At 45.0% G+C, this 16991-nt stretch carries 9 protein-coding genes; 5 read left to right on the top strand and 4 right to left on the bottom strand.

Going from position 1 to position 16991, the window contains the following annotated elements; all coding sequences use genetic code 11:
• Window positions 1-3 precede the first annotated feature (3 nt).
• Together L2755_RS04390 and L2755_RS04385 are read left to right on the top strand one after the other, a co-directional pair.
• A complete protein-coding gene (locus L2755_RS04390; RefSeq protein WP_248979528.1) occupies window positions 4-1182 on the top strand; it encodes a cystathionine beta-lyase in 1179 nt (392 codons plus the stop codon).
• Between the two features lie 161 nt (window positions 1183-1343).
• The gene (locus tag L2755_RS04385; protein ID WP_248979527.1) at window positions 1344-1919 is read left to right on the top strand and encodes a type II secretion system protein; all 576 of its coding nucleotides are present in this window, start codon (window positions 1344-1346) and stop codon (window positions 1917-1919) included.
• Window positions 1920-2109: 190 nt separating this feature from the next.
• Here the strand turns inward: L2755_RS04385 and L2755_RS04380 are convergent, their stop codons facing one another.
• Window positions 2110-2607, bottom strand: a complete 498-nt coding sequence (locus L2755_RS04380; RefSeq protein WP_248979526.1) for a CreA family protein — start codon at window positions 2605-2607, stop codon at window positions 2110-2112.
• A gap of 47 nt (window positions 2608-2654) precedes the next feature.
• Window positions 2655-4025, bottom strand: coding sequence for a molecular chaperone (gene yegD, locus L2755_RS04375; protein ID WP_248979525.1), 1371 nt, complete (start codon window positions 4023-4025; stop codon window positions 2655-2657).
• A gap of 231 nt (window positions 4026-4256) precedes the next feature.
• On the opposite strand from yegD, the gene L2755_RS04370 reads away from it, so the two are divergent.
• Both L2755_RS04370 and L2755_RS04365 read left to right on the top strand, forming a co-directional pair.
• A complete protein-coding gene (locus L2755_RS04370) occupies window positions 4257-5642 on the top strand; it encodes an NfeD family protein (RefSeq protein ID WP_428847774.1) in 1386 nt (461 codons plus the stop codon).
• Complete coding sequence (locus L2755_RS04365) at window positions 5623-6441, top strand: slipin family protein (RefSeq protein WP_248979524.1); 819 nt, start codon at window positions 5623-5625, stop codon at window positions 6439-6441. Before L2755_RS04370 ends, L2755_RS04365 begins: the two co-directional genes overlap by 20 nt.
• Window positions 6442-6803: 362 nt before the next feature.
• Here L2755_RS04365 and trhO read toward each other — a convergent pair whose 3' ends face one another.
• On the bottom strand, window positions 6804-7787 hold the full coding sequence (trhO, locus tag L2755_RS04360; protein ID WP_248979523.1) for an oxygen-dependent tRNA uridine(34) hydroxylase TrhO: 984 nt from the start codon (window positions 7785-7787) through the stop codon (window positions 6804-6806).
• Window positions 7788-8047: 260 nt separating this feature from the next.
• Here trhO and L2755_RS04355 point away from each other — a divergent pair, with 260 nt between their 5' ends.
• Window positions 8048-8698 (top strand): glutathione S-transferase, encoded by a 651-nt coding sequence (locus L2755_RS04355; RefSeq protein WP_248979522.1) that lies wholly within the window; start codon window positions 8048-8050, stop codon window positions 8696-8698.
• Between the two features lie 898 nt (window positions 8699-9596).
• Here L2755_RS04355 and L2755_RS04350 read toward each other — a convergent pair.
• Window positions 9597-16400, bottom strand: coding sequence for an Ig-like domain-containing protein (locus L2755_RS04350; RefSeq protein WP_248979521.1), 6804 nt, complete (start codon window positions 16398-16400; stop codon window positions 9597-9599).
• Window positions 16401-16991 lie beyond the last annotated feature (591 nt).

Below are 16991 nucleotides of genomic sequence, written 5' to 3'. Positions count from 1 at the left end.
TCTATGAAAAAAGAAACGCAGATAATTAGTCTTGGCCGCGACAAGAAGTGGACTCAAGGCGTGATAAATCCACCCGTTTTTCGCGCATCAACCATGGTGTTTGATACGATGGAAGAACTGCGTTTTGCGGCTAAAAACAAAGCCAATGGCGAGATGTTTTATGGTCGCCGCGGCGGACCAACTCATTTTGCCTTTCAAGCGGCTATCGCTGAACTTGAAGGCGGTGTTGGCACCGCGCTCTACCCCTCTGGTAGCGCGGCTATCAGCAATAGCTTGCTGTCATTTTTAAAAGCGGGCGATCACCTATTGATGGTCGACAGTGCCTATGAGCCAACGCGCGACTTATGTAATAAGTTATTAGCCGGCTATGGCATAGAAACCACCTACTATGATCCTATGGTTGGCGAAGGTATCCGCGAACTTATTCAGCCAAACACCAAGGTGTTGTTTTTAGAGTCTCCAGGCTCTATCACCATGGAAATTCAAGATGTGCCCACACTGAGCCGAATTGCTCACGAACAAGGTATCGTGGTTATGCTCGATAATACTTGGGCGTCGCCAATTAATTCACGCCCGTTCGAGATGGGCGTCGATATTTCAATTCAAGCGGCGACTAAATATATCGTGGGCCATTCTGATGTGATGATGGGCACGGCAACTGCCAATGAAAAACATTGGCAACAGCTGCGGGAAAACAGCTACCTTTTAGGCCAGTGCACATCCCCTGATGATGTCTATCTCGCCAGTCGCGGCCTGCGCACCCTGGGTATTCGTTTAGCCCAACACGAGCAGAATGCATTAAAAGTCGCTAACTGGCTTAATAGCCGGCCAGAGGTTGACCATCTGCGTCACCCCGCTTTTGATACATGCCCAGGACATGAGTTTTTCAAACGCGATTTTACTGCGTCCAATGGCCTATTTTCATTCGTATTAAAGCAGGGAGACCTGCAATCGGTCACCGCTTTTGTTGAAAACATGGATCACTTTAAGATGGGTTTTTCATGGGGCGGCTTTGAAAGCCTGATTTTAGGTGTATTTGGTATCGGTAAAATACGCACCGCTACGCAGTGGGACGACAGTAAGCCACTCATTAGGCTGCATATTGGTCTTGAGAACGTCGATGATCTCATTGCCGATCTCGACGCCGCATTCGTTCGCTTTAATGCAGTGCTAAATAAGTAAATTTATACGCGTTGTAAAACAACTAAACCGCCATTTTGGCGGTTTAGTTGTTTCCGTCTGTTAACAAATCGATTACTATTATGCCAATCACATTAAGTATCTGTTCATTCAGTGGATTTCAAAACACCGAATAGCCACACTATATTGGAAGTTAAAATTGCATGGAAGCTAATAGTAAAGTCAAAGGATTCACCTTAATTGAATTGGTCGTCGTCATTATTGTGCTTGGTATTTTAGCCGTAATTGCCGCGCCAAAATTTATCGATTTCAGGCGTGATGCCGAAATCAGCCGCGTCCAAGCCACTGCAGCAGCCTACCAACAAGCCATTACCTTTGCCCATACACGATGGCAAATACTGGGTAATAATAGCTCGCTAAATGACTTACCAGATTACGCAGGCGGCGAGTTAGATATCAATACGCTCGGTTTTCCCCTAGGCATTGATAAAGGCAACCCTATGGGGCAGCCGACCAATATTGGCCAAGGCGAGCAAGGTTGTGTTGATTTGTGGAATACCTTACTCGAAGATCCTGCAACTGTATCGTTATCCAGCGTCGATAATGGCAGCGACTTTCAGGCTTATCGTCACCAAGCAGATACCAATCCAACGGGACAGACGCAATGCAGCTATGTATTGCGTACGCTTAATGACACCGCGGGTCGTGCAACAGCTGACATAAAAATTATATATGACTCTGTTGCAGGTACTGCCGTCAGCGTGATTAGCGAAAGTTAACTTATAGCCATCCTACTTGAAGATGCAGGATTCAGGATTCAGGATTCAGGTAGGATAGGTATAGATCTCAAATAGACGCTTTAAAAAAGCCGCTATCAAATTAGATTTGATAGCGGCTTTTTTCTACAGCAGTGTCGATGCTTGCAACACACTCACATGACGTTATTCTCGCGTTATGAGTTTACCGGCTCTAATGAGTTGCCACTGCTGGCTCAATCCAAGCTTCAGTGCCATATAACGGCACTGTAGAGAGTGCATGTTTATGGCTGCCATTGGTCTCTTTTGTCGAGTAGGACAGATAAAGCAGTGTTTGATTTTCGCTATCATAAATACGACGTACTTTTAGCGACTTAAACAGAATGCTAAGTGATGCTTTAAATACCACCTCACCATTTTTACTTTTATCGATACTGGCAATATCGGCCGCCGTAATCACGCCCGTCTGCCGACATGAAATACTCATATCAGAGGGATCAGCTAGACTAAGATTGGCCTCAATACGGCTAATATGACAGGTAACACCCGCCAGTTTAGGATCTTTGCGTGCATCAATAATCACATCTTTTGTGGTAAATAAGCCTAGGCTGACTTTGCCGACATCATCACCGCAGCCCGTTAACGTTACGGCTGCAATGGCAGCTGCAACAACGCCAATCACAGCGGTTTTCACTAATACTAATTTGTTCATTACTTTCCTTTATACCTATATTGAAACAGAATAACGCTAACACATGGTTAAGCAAATACTCTTTGCGCCCAACGTGTTAATCCCGCAGTCACACTACCGAAGTGATCACCAACGACAATTGGAATGTCTGGGAATAAGCCTGAAATACGCTTGTAAATGGCTGGACTTCGGGCTGTGCCACCAGTGACGTAAATTCTATCGGGCTTAACGCCTGAAGTGGTTAATGCCTCACGCATTAATGATTCAACTTTGCTTAATGGTATGGTTATCGCTTTTTCAAAATCAGCTTCAGTGACCTTGGCATGTAAGCCAGCATCAACATATTCTAGTTGAGTATCTATGCTATCTTCGCTTGATAAGGCTATCTTGCTTTGCTCAGCACTGCGGACCAATTTATAGCCTAGCTGGTGTTGTTGGACTTTAAGTAAACGATTTATCAGCTCAGGTTGCTGCGCTTCTTTAGCCAAGTCTTCGATAAGCCTTTTTGAATTGAGTGTCGCGAAATCACGCTGGGCACTAATATCATTCACAGCCACCGCATTCCAGAAGGGTTTGCTTGGTACTGGCAGCTTATTCATCATTAAGCTTCCCAAACCAAGATGAGGCATAAATGCTGCCATGGACAGTGCAATATCAAGATCATTACCACCCACGCGTTGGCCACTATGACCTAAGAAGTCGACGCTTCGGTCACGGTTATCAATATGACTCGGTCCCATCTTTACCATCGAGCAGTCAGTTGTACCACCGCCAACATCAACCACAAGCACGGTCATATCTTCCTCTAAAGAAGCTTCATAATCCATACCCGCTGCCAGAGGTTCAAACAAAAAGTCGACGTCAACAAATCCAGCGCGCTTTGCAGCGAGTGATAAAATAGCTTCCGCTTGCTGGTTACTCTGTTCGCCACCAGTGCCTTGGAAGTTCACTGGTCGGCCAATTACCGCATGAGTGATTATGCTGCCGGTTGCAGCCATGTTTTTTTCTGCGGCGCCTTTAATGTGCATCATCATCAAGGTGACGATATCCTCAAAAAGAGCAATTTGGTTTTCTCTTAAGCCTGTTGCACCCAAAAATGATTTTGGAGAGCGGACATAAAAGCCTTCATCTGGCATTTCCAGATAAGCATCAACCGCCGCATCACCGACAAATACCGCCTGTTCGTGGGGTAATAGATCAAGTTCACGCCGTGTAAATGCAGCTCGGCTTAATTGCGCCGAACGCAGACGGGTATATTGCGCTTTTTGATCGCTAGGTAGTTGCTTTAACACCTCTTCAGCAATCAACTCTCTGTCCACTGCATAAAGCGTTGAAGTCAGATATTTGTCATCACCACTCAGCGGGACTATGCGCACCTCTTCACCCTGCATAATACCTATTGCACAATTGGCACTACCATAGTCAAAACCTACAAACATGAGCCGATCCCGTTAACCATAAAAAAGCCGTGAAAAATAGCACAGTTAATAAGATGCAAAAAGCGTTATTTACAAAAATCGAAATAGGGACAAGCCCATCGCTTCAGCGAAAATAGACTAGACTTAACTCTATATCCTCGTTCTAGCTGCAGATGCAAGATCCAGTAGAATGAGGATATATACCCTAAGCTGAAGCAGAAAATCGACTAAACGAATGACAAAGGTTTTATTATGTATGGCTGGAGATTAGCCCTATGCGTAGCCTTAATCTCTTTACTATGTATGGGGCTGCAAAGTGCGGACAAAAAAAACCTAGTCACTGAAATTCCTGTTGTTAGCATCAAAGGTCCAATAGGACCTGCGGTGAGCAAGCAGCTAATGACTGAAATTAACACTGCTAATCAGCAAAACAACTCACCCATCATTATTATCACCATTGATACGCCTGGCGGATTAGTCTCCAGCCTTCGTGATATCAATCAAACTATTTTGGCCTCCGATATTCCCGTTGCCTGTTTGGTCTACCCTAAAGGAGCCAGAGCCGCTAGCGCTGGCACTTATATTTTGTATGCATGCCATGTTGCAGCGATGGCGAAAGCGACAACCCTTGGCGCGGCAACACCGGTGCAAATGGGCCCCTCCCCCGACAAAATCAGTCCTTTGAAAAAAGGGGAAGATGCGCAACCAGAGAATCTCGCCCCCTCGGCAATGGAGAAGAAAGTCCTTAACGATGCTATCGCCTATATACGCTCACTAGCGCAACTTCGAGGGAGAAACGAAGAATGGGCTGAGCTTGCGGTCACAGAGGCTGCCACATTAACAGCGAAAGAAGCTTTGGCACTTAATGTCATAGATCTAATCGCAGCATCTCCGCAGCAACTCATCGAGAGCTTAGATGGCAAGGTTATAGAGTTAGGCGACGTAAAAATCACCTTGGATCTAAAAGACGCCGTATTAGTGAATAAACAACCCAGTTGGCAAAATCAGTTTATCGCCACCATCACTAATCCCAACATTGCTTACATTTTAATGATCATTGGCATCTACGGTCTGCTACTGGAATTTTATAGTCCTGGTATTGGGATAGCGGGCATAACAGGAGCGATTTCGCTCATTATTGCCCTCTATGCATTCCAAATGTTGCCATTGAGCTATGCCGGGCTAGCACTGCTGATATTAGGGATCGTATTACTCATAACCGAATCGATGCTACCCAGCTTTGGTATATTTGGCGTCGGAGGAGTGGCTGCATTTGTGGTCGGGTCAATCTTTCTCTTCGACACCCCACAACCTCAGTTTCAAGTATCACCCGTACTCATCGCCAGTATTGCTTTCGTCAGCATATTATTTTTCGTGTTCGCACTAGGCTATATTTTGCGTATGAGAAACAACGCTGTGGTAAGCGGCCAAGAAGCTATTATTGGCGCCGATGCGACTGTCATTGACGACTTTGATGGGCAAGGTTTTGTCTTTTTAAATGGCGAACGTTGGAATGCAATCAGTCCGCAAAAACTCACCAAAGGTCAGACTGTTACCATCATAGAAATTAACGGCCTGTCGTTACTGGTATCGATAGTTGAACCCAAGGAGGCCTCTAATGGAACCCATAGTCAATAACGGCACTATATTCGGTGCGGTAATGCTATTTATTTTCATCTCGTTACTTATCAGTGTTTTCAGGATCTTGAGAGAGTACGAGAGAGGAGTTATTTTTCTGTTAGGACGCTTTCAGCAGGTAAAAGGACCCGGTCTGGTCATTGTCATTCCCTTCATTCAACAGATGGTAAGAGTCGATTTAAGAACCGTTGTCATGGATGTGCCGAGCCAAGATGTGATCAGCAGAGATAACGTCTCGGTGAGGGTCAACGCTGTATTGTATTTTCGAGTGATTGATCCCCAAAAAGCAATTATCAATGTTGAAGACTTCTTACAAGCAACATCCCAACTTGCACAGACCACGTTACGTTCAGTATTGGGCCAACATGAACTCGATGAGATGCTAGCCAACCGTGAAATGTTAAATGCAGATATTCAAGTGATCCTTGACGGTCGAACCGATGATTGGGGCATAAAAGTCTCTAATGTCGAGATAAAGCATGTCGACCTTAACGAGACCATGATAAGAGCGATTGCTCGCCAAGCAGAAGCTGAAAGGACGCGTCGTGCTAAAGTTATCCATGCTTCGGGTGAGATGGAGGCATCGAGTAAACTCGTCGAAGCCGCGACCACACTTGCCACTGAACCCAATGCTATCTTACTGAGATATTTACAAACCTTAACTGAAATAGCCAGTGAGAAGAATTCGACGATTTTATTCCCATTGCCGATGGAACTGCTCAATGGTGTAATGAAAACTGATGAAAAGTCTGCTGAACTCACAAAAAGAAAAACCGAACCATCTAATAACAGTGAGTAACAACAACTATACCCATCCTACTTAAAGATGCTCGTTTCAGAGGCGTTGTGCGAGTTCAATTCTAGGCGCATTAGCGTAGAAATGGTTATTCCCTTTTAAGTTAGTGCAACAACGAAGTGGGCTTGCACAACGCCTTCGTTGATGGGTTTTAATGGGCTTTACTCTGTGTTATTGATTTTACTAAGGGAACGACCATTAGTGGCAATCAATGCAAGCACCAAGGATGGTGTGAATGTCAGTTATGCAGGAGCAATAACTGACCTTGATTAAAGCCCATTAAATTCCCACTGAATCCTGCATCTTCAGGTAGGATGGGTATATAAAGGCAGCCTAGGCTGCCTTTGGTTTCACTCGAGTGCTAGTTAAAGATTTTTTTCATTTTGAGCTTTTTTAAGCTGCTCTTTCTTAATTCGACGCGACTTAATAACATCACTCACATCACTACCGATGTGCGCTTCACCACGCTGTTTTGACAGTTGCACCTGACGCTCACGTTCTAGAAAACGTGCGCGTTGTTTATCGGTGACACTATCGATACAATGCGGGCAGCTAACACCTTGCTCAAACTGCGGTGATGCTTGCTCTGCCGCAGTGATGGGCATACGGCAAGCGTTACATTGATCGTATTGACCCTTTTCAAGATCATGGTTAACCGCGACGCGGTTATCAAACACAAAACACTCACCTTGCCACAAACTTTCTTCCTGCCTCACCTCTTCAAGGTATTTCAAAATACCACCTTCTAGATGGTAAACATCGTCAAAGCCCTGCTCTTTTAAATATGCTGTCGATTTTTCGCAGCGAATTCCGCCAGTGCAAAACATGGCCACTTTCTTATGCTTAGCGGGATCAAGGTTTTGCTTAACGTACTCTGGGAACTCTCTAAAAGTGGTGGTCTGTGGGTCGAGCGCATTTTTAAAGGTACCAATTTGCACTTCATAGTCATTACGCGTATCAACTAAAAGCACTTCAGGATCAGAGATTAAGGCGTTCCAATCTTTAGGCTTAACATAAGTACCGACCACTTTATTAGGATCAATACCTTCGATCCCCATGGTCACGATCTCTTTTTTAAGCTTTACCTTGGTGCGGTAAAAAGGCATGTCGTCGTCAAAAGACAATTTATGTACGATGTGATCAAGCCCTGGCTGAGTGGCTAACCATGCGAGCAATGCATCAATTGCAGCTTGAGAGCCCGCAACCGTGCCATTGATCCCTTCACCAGCCAGCAGCAATGTGCCTTTAATGCCAGACTCTTCCATCACAGTGAGTAATGGCTTTTGAATATTTTCAAACTCAGGCAGAGAGACAAACTTATACATGGCACAAACGACAACCTTTGACATACAAACCTCTTAATACTGCTCGCTGAAGCTTCATCTTCAGTGCATTTAGAACCGCAGAGGCGAAATGTGAGCCACCGCACAAAATAGAGCACGAAGTCTACCTGAATCACGCCGCAACAAACAGGTACAAAAAGTAAGGTTAATAGTATTAGCTTAATTCGTTGCCCTAACCCAGCATTATCATAAAACTGAATAATGATTGTTATTTAGCTTGAGTCAGTTAAAAATAGCAGCATAGTTTTTATTCAAACAATAATATTATGACCCTACCCACATTGTATTCATTTAGGCGTTGCCCCTACGCGATGCGCGCTAGGCTTGGCCTAGTTCTCGCAAACAAAACGGTTAGCTTGCGAGAAATCGTGCTGAAAAATAAGCCAGAGGCGATGCTGTTAGCCTCACCGAAAGGCACTGTGCCTGTATTGATTTTACCCAATGGTGAAGTGATTGAAGAGAGTTTCGAGATCATGTGTTGGGCACTGGCACAAAACGATCCCAACGACCTGCTATTAACAGCGGCTAGCAACAAACAAGAATCAGCTAAAGCACTGATTGATTATAATGATCAGGTCTTTAAAGACTGGCTAGATAAATATAAATATGCCGACCGCAATCCCGAATACAGTCAGCAGTATTACCGTGAACAAGGCGAAGTGTTTATCGCCCAACTTGAAAGCCTATTAACCAAACACCCTCAGCTTTTGGGAATAACACCCTCTATAGCTGATTATGCCATCTATCCTTTCATCAGGCAGTTTGCCCATGTCGACAAAGTCTGGTTCGAGCAATCCGCTTATAAAAATGTGCAACTATGGTTAGCGGATCATCTTCAGAGTGATGAGTTTATAACGATAATGAAGAAATACCCGACCTGGCTTGAGAGTGAGCAAGCGTTTGTTTTCGGTCAGTAAATGTTTTTACGGATAAAGTTTAGTTATAAAAAAAGCAGCAACAGCTCCTTTTTACTCTCGTGTGTACTTGAATTTAGAACGCGGTTTGGCTTCAAAGCAGCCAAAAATAAAGCCCCTTGCGGAGCTTTGAATTCAAATCTTAGTCAGTAATTTTTGCGACATTACTTAATGTCTCTTTTCCCATTTTTAGAAATACTTTTCCGGTAAGAAAAGTATGATACAGAGGTCAAAAACACTAGGCAGACTACAGTAAAACCTAACCCACGAATTAAACCATTTTCAATTGATATAACTCCTCCGCATATTAATGATAAGAAAAAGTAAGATATTAATTGAACTTTATATAACCTAAAAAATTCCATTCACATTTAGCCTTTTTATAAGTTTTCTTTCACTTTCTTATCCGCTACGGAAATCCCTAGATCTGCGGCTTTATTTGCTAAGCCTGTTGCAGCAGTATTACCAACCATAACGCTTCTTGTGGTGCTAGAAACTTGAGAAGCAATTCCCCTCGGCATTAGACATGCTATCTAACTTACCAGCAAAACAATTACCAACCTTACCACCTACTAATCCACCAACACCATAATCATATTCGATTAAGTATTGGCGGCACATGCGATGAAACAGAGTTCGAAAAGCAGCTAGCGCTAATTGAATCCACTATATTGAAACTGAGTCAAAGCAGCTACTCGTTTGTGTAAACCAGCCTCTAGCCTTAGATACAGGGGCTGCATGCTGTGCTCTTGCTGTCGCGTAGCCGCAGAGCGCAATATCTAAAAGGAGGCCGTCGGGTCCATTGTGGTTGAGGGCTAAAAATGAAAACGCCGCGATTAATCGCGGCGTTTTGGCTACTGCCTTAGCACTTATCTAACCCTAATCTAGGGCTTGAACAAACCTAGAGAGATGACTTGGCTTGTATGCTGACCTCTACTCTACGATTTTGTGCATTGGCGGCTTCATCACTTCCTGTGACTTTAAGCCTGGTCTCACCATAGGCACGTATGACTTTAACCTTCAGCCCGTGTGTTTTTAACAGGTGTTTCGCAATAAAGTTGGCACGACGCTCAGAAAGCGTCTGGTTATAGGCTTGTGCACCGCGCAAAGATGTATGCCCAGCGATGATGAACTCCACACTCTTGTTAGCCCACTGGCTGATAAAATCATCCAGTTGCACCAGTTCATCACCTTGCGGGACACTGCTATCGCGAGCAAACTTGACCACCATCATTTGCGGCTGAGCGATTGCAGGTAGCGGGCTTGGTGCAGCTTTTATTACCGCTACGTTTACCACTGCTGGCGCAACTACCGCTGGCTCTTTCACTGCTGGAGTGTTCGCAGTTGCAGGGGCTGAGTAACTGCTAATTGTAGACTTAGCATCACCAAAGTAATACCTGATCCCTAAGCTAAACATGTTTGTGGTATCTTGCAGATTAAATCGTTGCCACTCTAGATTGGCTTCCCATTTAGGCGCTACACGCCAACTGACACCAAGGCCGTAATAGAGATCGGTTCCTTTGTCAGTATCACTACCGACGAACCCATCGATGGGTTCGTGAGTATCATATTGATCCTCCCAGCGTAAAGCGCCTAGGCGTCCCTGTAGGTCGATATCTTGCATTATGGGATAGTGCAATAGCATAGATAAACCTGGGCCTCTAGCTGAAACGGGATGAAGTTTCTCTATTTGCTCATAAAACGCTAACGGATCGGCAACTTCACCAGCAAAACTCACATCCACCTCGCCCAGTTCAATGAACTCCAAAGCCAATGAAAAGTAGTCATTAAAGCGATAACCCGCGCCAAGTTTCCAACCAAATCGCTGCTCGTTGAGATCGGTAAGCTGAGCATCGAACCCCGCAATACCTGCATTGATACGATCTTCACTTCCTGTTGATGTCACCATGCCTAAGTCACCCGAAACAAACCAGCCTTGGGCTGTCAAATCAGTTGGTGCTTCTTCCGCAGCTTGAGCCGCTATAGGTTGCATTGCTGAGGCCAGAGCGACCCCAGTAAGTGCCAATGCTTTACGGTTTTTTACCCTTTTACGTCGGCAGGCAACGACACTCGCTGTCAGTAACAGATATAGCCAATTTAGACTGCCGCCTGAATTACTAGCATCTTTATCTGAATTCACAGGTGCAACGCTGTGAGAGATAGCGACGCCACCGGGATCGACAATCCTCGCATTCACTATGCCATCGGCATCATTAGGCCCACCATCTTCAATATTTACCTGTACACACCAATCACCCTCGTTTAGGCCTGCACGATAGCTGCTCTCACCAGGGGGTGGACAGTATCCAGGCTCTCCTAGGGCAGAACTCAAGGAGTTGTTAGCATCTTCGGTGAAATGAGTCCACTGACCGTCGATAAACTTACGGTAAACCCCATTTGCTGGGATCTGTACGCGCTGTGGCATAACTACCTGTACAGATTGACCGGCAATAGGTAGGTCGTGGATCTCAAAGTTGAAAACCCCACCCACATTGCTATAGCTATCGGCGATAAGATCATCACCTTCAATGGCAATATCATCTGCAGTGATCTGCACGCCACCATGCTCACCGAGTAAGGCGTAGTTTCCTAATCGACAACTCACACCAGGGTCGCACTCAACCAGATAACCTTGCTGGTTAGCCGCTCTTTCAGGGAGCACGTTAGACTCTGCAATGACATCTAGGTAATCGGGAATGCCGTCGAAATCCATATCTCCATAGCCTTCTTCTCGGTCAGAGATCCCATCGTTATCACTGTCACCTAAACCTAAAGTCGGCAGACTAGACCTTAGTAACAGCCTGTGTTCAGCCTGTGTCGTTAACACAGGCTCGCCATCATCACTAACAGAAACAGCTATGGTAAAGACACCCGGGGTTAGCCCTGCAGGATCAAAGCTAAACACATCAGGATCGGAGGACAGATTAATAATACTGTCATCACTTATCTGCCACTCTAACAGATGGCTATCGGTGATATTTAGGTCACTCACTTGAGCATCTATGGTGACTAAACCGTCGTCACTTGCTAACTGTGTCCGTTGAATACCATTTTGGTTAACGGTTAATTCAACCTTAGGTGCAAGGTTACCCTCAACGATTGTGATCAGATGGCTTTGCTTGTTACCCATGTTAAAATCGCCATCTAAGGTCAATTCGATGGTTTCACTGCCCTCGCCATCAATATCATCATCAAAGATATTGAAAGTGATACTCGCCTCGATCCCCTCTTCGATAACCAGTATCCCAGACTCGAGGTCGTGATCGGTGTCAGTCGCGGTACCTGATACTAGGTAGCCGATTTCTAGCGGGTACACAGGTGATGGACCGTTAAGATGAACTTGAACTTGTATCTGGTTATCCTCTGTAACTGTTTGATCTTTTGCGAAGGTGATCAATGGATGCACATTAACCGTTTGCTCTGCCTGGCTGGTATTACCGGCTGCATCAGTTGCTTCCCAAATCACCTTTGTAATACCAGGTTGGAAAAATGGTAGACCATCAATCAGTGATGTTGGCTGTGGCTCGCAGCAGCTGACTTTAACACCTTCGAGATAATCGAAAGCCTCAGCAGTACCCAATTCAACCTTAGTAAATAGTGCGTTTGCATCGATACTGACATCCTGTGGGAGCTGTAATTCAGGCGCGACATCATCAAGGAATGGATCACCGCCATTGAGACACTCTTCACTGTTGGTTATGCCATCACCATCGCTATCTGCATTTGCATCTGTTGGATCAAATGGGTCCAATTGACACAAGAGTTCATTACCATCAGGTAGACCATCTCCATCGCTATCTTTAGCAATCACCTGAATGTTAAAGGCATCTAACGCAGCGGTTTCAATGCCGTCTGTGACAGATAGGTTAATCGGTCCGTGTAAGCCCACATCACTAAACTCAGCAATACCCGTTAGCAGACCCGTTTTAGTATCGAGACTTAACCAGTTCGGCGCCCCCTCTACAGAGAATTTCAACTCATCGTCTATATCTAAATCACTCGCCACTGGCGCAAATTGATACGCTTCACCTTCCACAATTTCTGTGATTGGCGTTCCCTCAATCTCTGGAGCATCATTTTTAGGCTTCACTGTGACAGTCACTATTTCGGAAACTTCAGCGCCTTGACCATCTGTGATGGTATAGGTGATCGTATCTACACCATGGAAATTTGCATTCGGCGTAAAGACCAGTTTGCCATCGACAATCGACACGGTACCGTTTTCGGCCGCAGCGTGAACTAGCGTAATGATGCCGCCGTCAATATCCTTAATATTATGGACGACATCGATAGTGACACTTTCATCTTCCATCACTTCTGCACTGCTAGGCTTTGTAACAGGTGCATCGTTAACACTATTTACAGTAACGGTGACAGTAGCGCTGGCTTGCCCTCCTTTACCATCCTTGATGCTATAAATTATGGTGTCTATTCCATAGTAATCAGCGTCAGGCTTATAAAGTAGTTTATCTGCGGTAATTCTCGCCTCACCATTATTTGCACTTGCAGAGACTAAGGTAAGCTTGTCATCATCTTTATCTGTATCGTTACTTAACACAGCGATAGTAACGCTGTTATCTTCATCTACGATTGCGGTGTCATTGGCAGCTTCTGGCGCATCGTTAACATTGACAACTTCAATATTGAACGGCGCTAAGCTCGCACTGAGACCACCAGTTTGGCGATCGCGTACCGTAATGACAATGGCAGCAGAGTTGCCGGTATCATCGTTACTTGGGGTGCCAGTTAACTGACCCGTTTGCGCATTGAAGCTTGCCCACTGCGGCAGTCCTGTGACGCTGAAATACAAGTTATCACCATCGATATCAGCAGCTGTTGGGCTGAAGCTATAGACCTGATCTTGATTGACACTGGTACTTGGGTTACCTGTGATGGTCGGTGCATCATTAATATTGATAACTTCAATATTGAACGGCGCTAAGCTCGCACTGAGACCCGCAGTTTGGCGATCGCGTACCGTAATGACAATGGCAGCAGAGTGGCCGATATCATCGTTACTTGGGGTGCCAGTGATCAGGCCTGTTTGCACATTAAAACTGGTCCACAGCGGCAGTCCTGTGACGCTGAAATACAAGTTATCACCATCGATATCAGCAGCTGTTGGGCTGAAGCTATAGGCTTGGTCTTGATTGACACTGGTACTTGGGTTGCCGGTAATCGTTGGCGCATCGTTAACATTGACAACTTCAATATTGAACGGCGCTAAGCTCGCACTGAGACCACCGCTTTGGCGATCGCGTACCGTAATGACAATGGCAGCAGAGTGGCCGATATCATCGTTACTTGGGGTGCCAGTGATCAGGCCTGTTTGCACATTAAAACTGGCCCACAGCGGTAAACCTGTCACGCTGAAATACAAGTTATCACCATCGATATCAGCAGCTGTTGGGCTGAAGCTATAGGCTTGGTCTTGATTGACACTGGTACTTGGGTTACCTGTGATGGTCGGTGCATCATTAATATTGATAACTTCAATATTGAACGGCGCTAAGCTTGCAGTGAGACCACCGGTTTGGCGGTCGCGTACCGTAATGACAATGGCAGCAGAGTTGCCGATATCATCGTTACTTGGCGTGCCAGTGATCAGGCCTGTTTGCCCATTAAAACTTGCCCACTGAGGCAGTCCTGTGATGCTGAAATACAGGTTGTCGCCATCGATATCAGCAGCCGTTGGGCTGAAGCTATAGGCTTGGCCTTGATTGACACTGGTACTTGGGTTACCTGTGATGGTTGGCGCATCGTTTATATTGAAAACTTCGATATTGAACGGCGCTAAGCTGGCACTGAGGCCACCGGTTTGGCGATCGCGTACCGTAATGACAATGGCAGCAGAGTTGCCGATATCACCGTTGCTTGGCGTGCCAGTTAACTGACCCGTTTGCCCATTGAAGCTTGCCCACTGCGGAAGTCCTGTGACGCTGAAATACAAGCTATCACCATCGATATCAGCAGCTGTTGGGCTAAAGCTATAGGCCTGATCTTGATTGACACTGGTACTTGGGTTACCTGTGATGGTCGGAGCATCATTAATATTGATAACTTCAATATTGAACGGCGCTAAGCTTGCAGTGAGACCACCGGTTTGGCGGTCGCGTACCGTAATGACAATGGCAGCAGAGTTGCCGATATCATCGTTACTTGGCGTGCCAGTGATCAGGCCTGTTTGCCCATTAAAACTGGCCCACTGAGGCAGTCCTGTGACGCTGAAATACAAGCTGTCGCCATCGATATCAGCAGCCGTTGGGCTGAAGCTATAGGCTTGGCCTTGATTGACACTGGTACTTGGGTTACCTGTGATGGTTGGCGCATCGTTTATATTGAAAACTTCGATATTGAACGGCGCTAAGCTGGCACTGAGGCCACCGGTTTGGCGATCGCGTACCGTAATGACAATGGCAGCAGAGTTGCCGATATCACCGTTGCTTGGCGTGCCAGTTAACTGACCCGTTTGCGCATTGAAACTTGCCCACTGCGGCAGTCCTGTCGCGCTGAAATACAAGCTGTCGCCATCGATATCAGCAGCTGCAGAGCTGAAACTATACGCCTGGCCTTGATTGATCTGAGTACTTGGGCTGCCGGTAATCGTTGGTGCATCATTAATTTGATTGATCGTGACTGTGACTATCGCTGTATCTGTTTCATTCTCGGAGTCACTCACTGTGTAACTGATGGTATCGACACCACTAAACTGGCTGTTTGGCTGATAAAAAAGTTTGTCATTGACTATGTTCACACTGCCATTTGTGGCGCTAGCACTGGTGATCGTCGGCTTGCCATCTTCTGCATCAGAGTCATTTGACAATACATCAATAGTCACGCTGCTATCTTCATCAACCGTTGCGGTATCATCATTGGCAATAGGAGCTGTATTGCTCTGTTGTGGCCCCAAGTTTATAACATGTTCAAAGCTTGTTTCATCAATATCCTGTTGAATCGGCACGCCGTTATCAATGTAAAATATGCTCGCTTTGATGGTATAGGTGCCACTGGCCAATGACAGATTATAATTTGAGGTGACACCCAATAGTTTCTGCTCACCTGCACTGGCAGAAAAATTGTGGCTATCAACACTTGTTGCCGTTTGATCAGGCGCTACCAAGCTCACTTCTAGCCTGAAATCACCATCGCTTTTTACAGATACACTCGATGTGGTATCGATGTTAACCGTTGAATTAAAAACGCTGTAGTCTGCAATCGTTACCCGAGTTGTTTCTGCATGTTCCCGTGAGCCACCATCGATCAACAACTGTCCCCAGTCAACCTTTACCACCCAGCCAGTACCCATGACGTCTGGTTCAACGGTAACACTGTTGTTGTTTGCCTGTATGTACTCAAGAGGAAGATCAAAAATGGTCGTGCTCCACTTTTCATCTTCTCCACTTAAATAACCTAAGCTGTATCCATTGAAAAATACTTCATCTAACTCCCCTGCTTCCTCATCTACATCATGGCCATAAATGGTTAATTTGGCATCACTAGCAGGTAGTTCACCACTAAGATTAATGTCAAAGCTAATGGTATTTCCATTGCCAAAATATTCATCCAAAGTCGGGCCGGTATCGGTAATATAGGTGGCACCGGTTTGTGCATATGCAATGCTCAAGGGAGAGCCGATACACGACAGTAAAATCGCACTCGAAATCAGTGCCCGCCTATCAGGAAGACGGAATTTTATTTTATTCATTTAAGTCTCATTTATAGTTATCTAACTCCAGCCTACTCAGCAAGTTATTTACAGCTGTATTAATGACTGGAGTTATTTATTCGTATATTTTTTTCGTGCAGTATGAAAACGGAATGTAATTGGCAGTTAACGTAAAATAATTTCTACTAGATAAATTTGGATATTGATATGCCCCAAGTAAAGTCAGCTCCCCCTCATACGAACAGGTTGATATTTAACCAGCCGAGCTTGGTACGCGCATAAATAGCAACCAGAAACACACACTTACGAACTATTGACACCAATAAAAATACAACCTTCATACGATTCAGCAACATGTTTTACACGAAACGAATACCATTCGCAACATGCTGCTGTCAAAAAATTGACCTTTTGACAGTGGAGTTCTTCACAGTATTGTGAAGCAAACATTAGACATTATGAATATTTTGGATTTAATTAAGTGTTCTATACTAATGGACTGTATTTACATAGATTAAACGACTGCAGATTGACATTGGATATTTATAAAATAATAGAGTGAATCATTTATAGAGATACAAATATTTATAATGAAAAATATTAATATTGATATTATATAATGTTAAAAGT

Origin of the sequence: Shewanella abyssi (assembly GCF_023284025.1) — a bacterium.
GTDB classification, from domain to species: Bacteria; Pseudomonadota; Gammaproteobacteria; order Enterobacterales; family Shewanellaceae; genus Shewanella; species Shewanella abyssi.
Note: the sequence above shows the minus strand (reverse complement) of the source record. Positions and strands in the feature narration are given on the sequence as shown.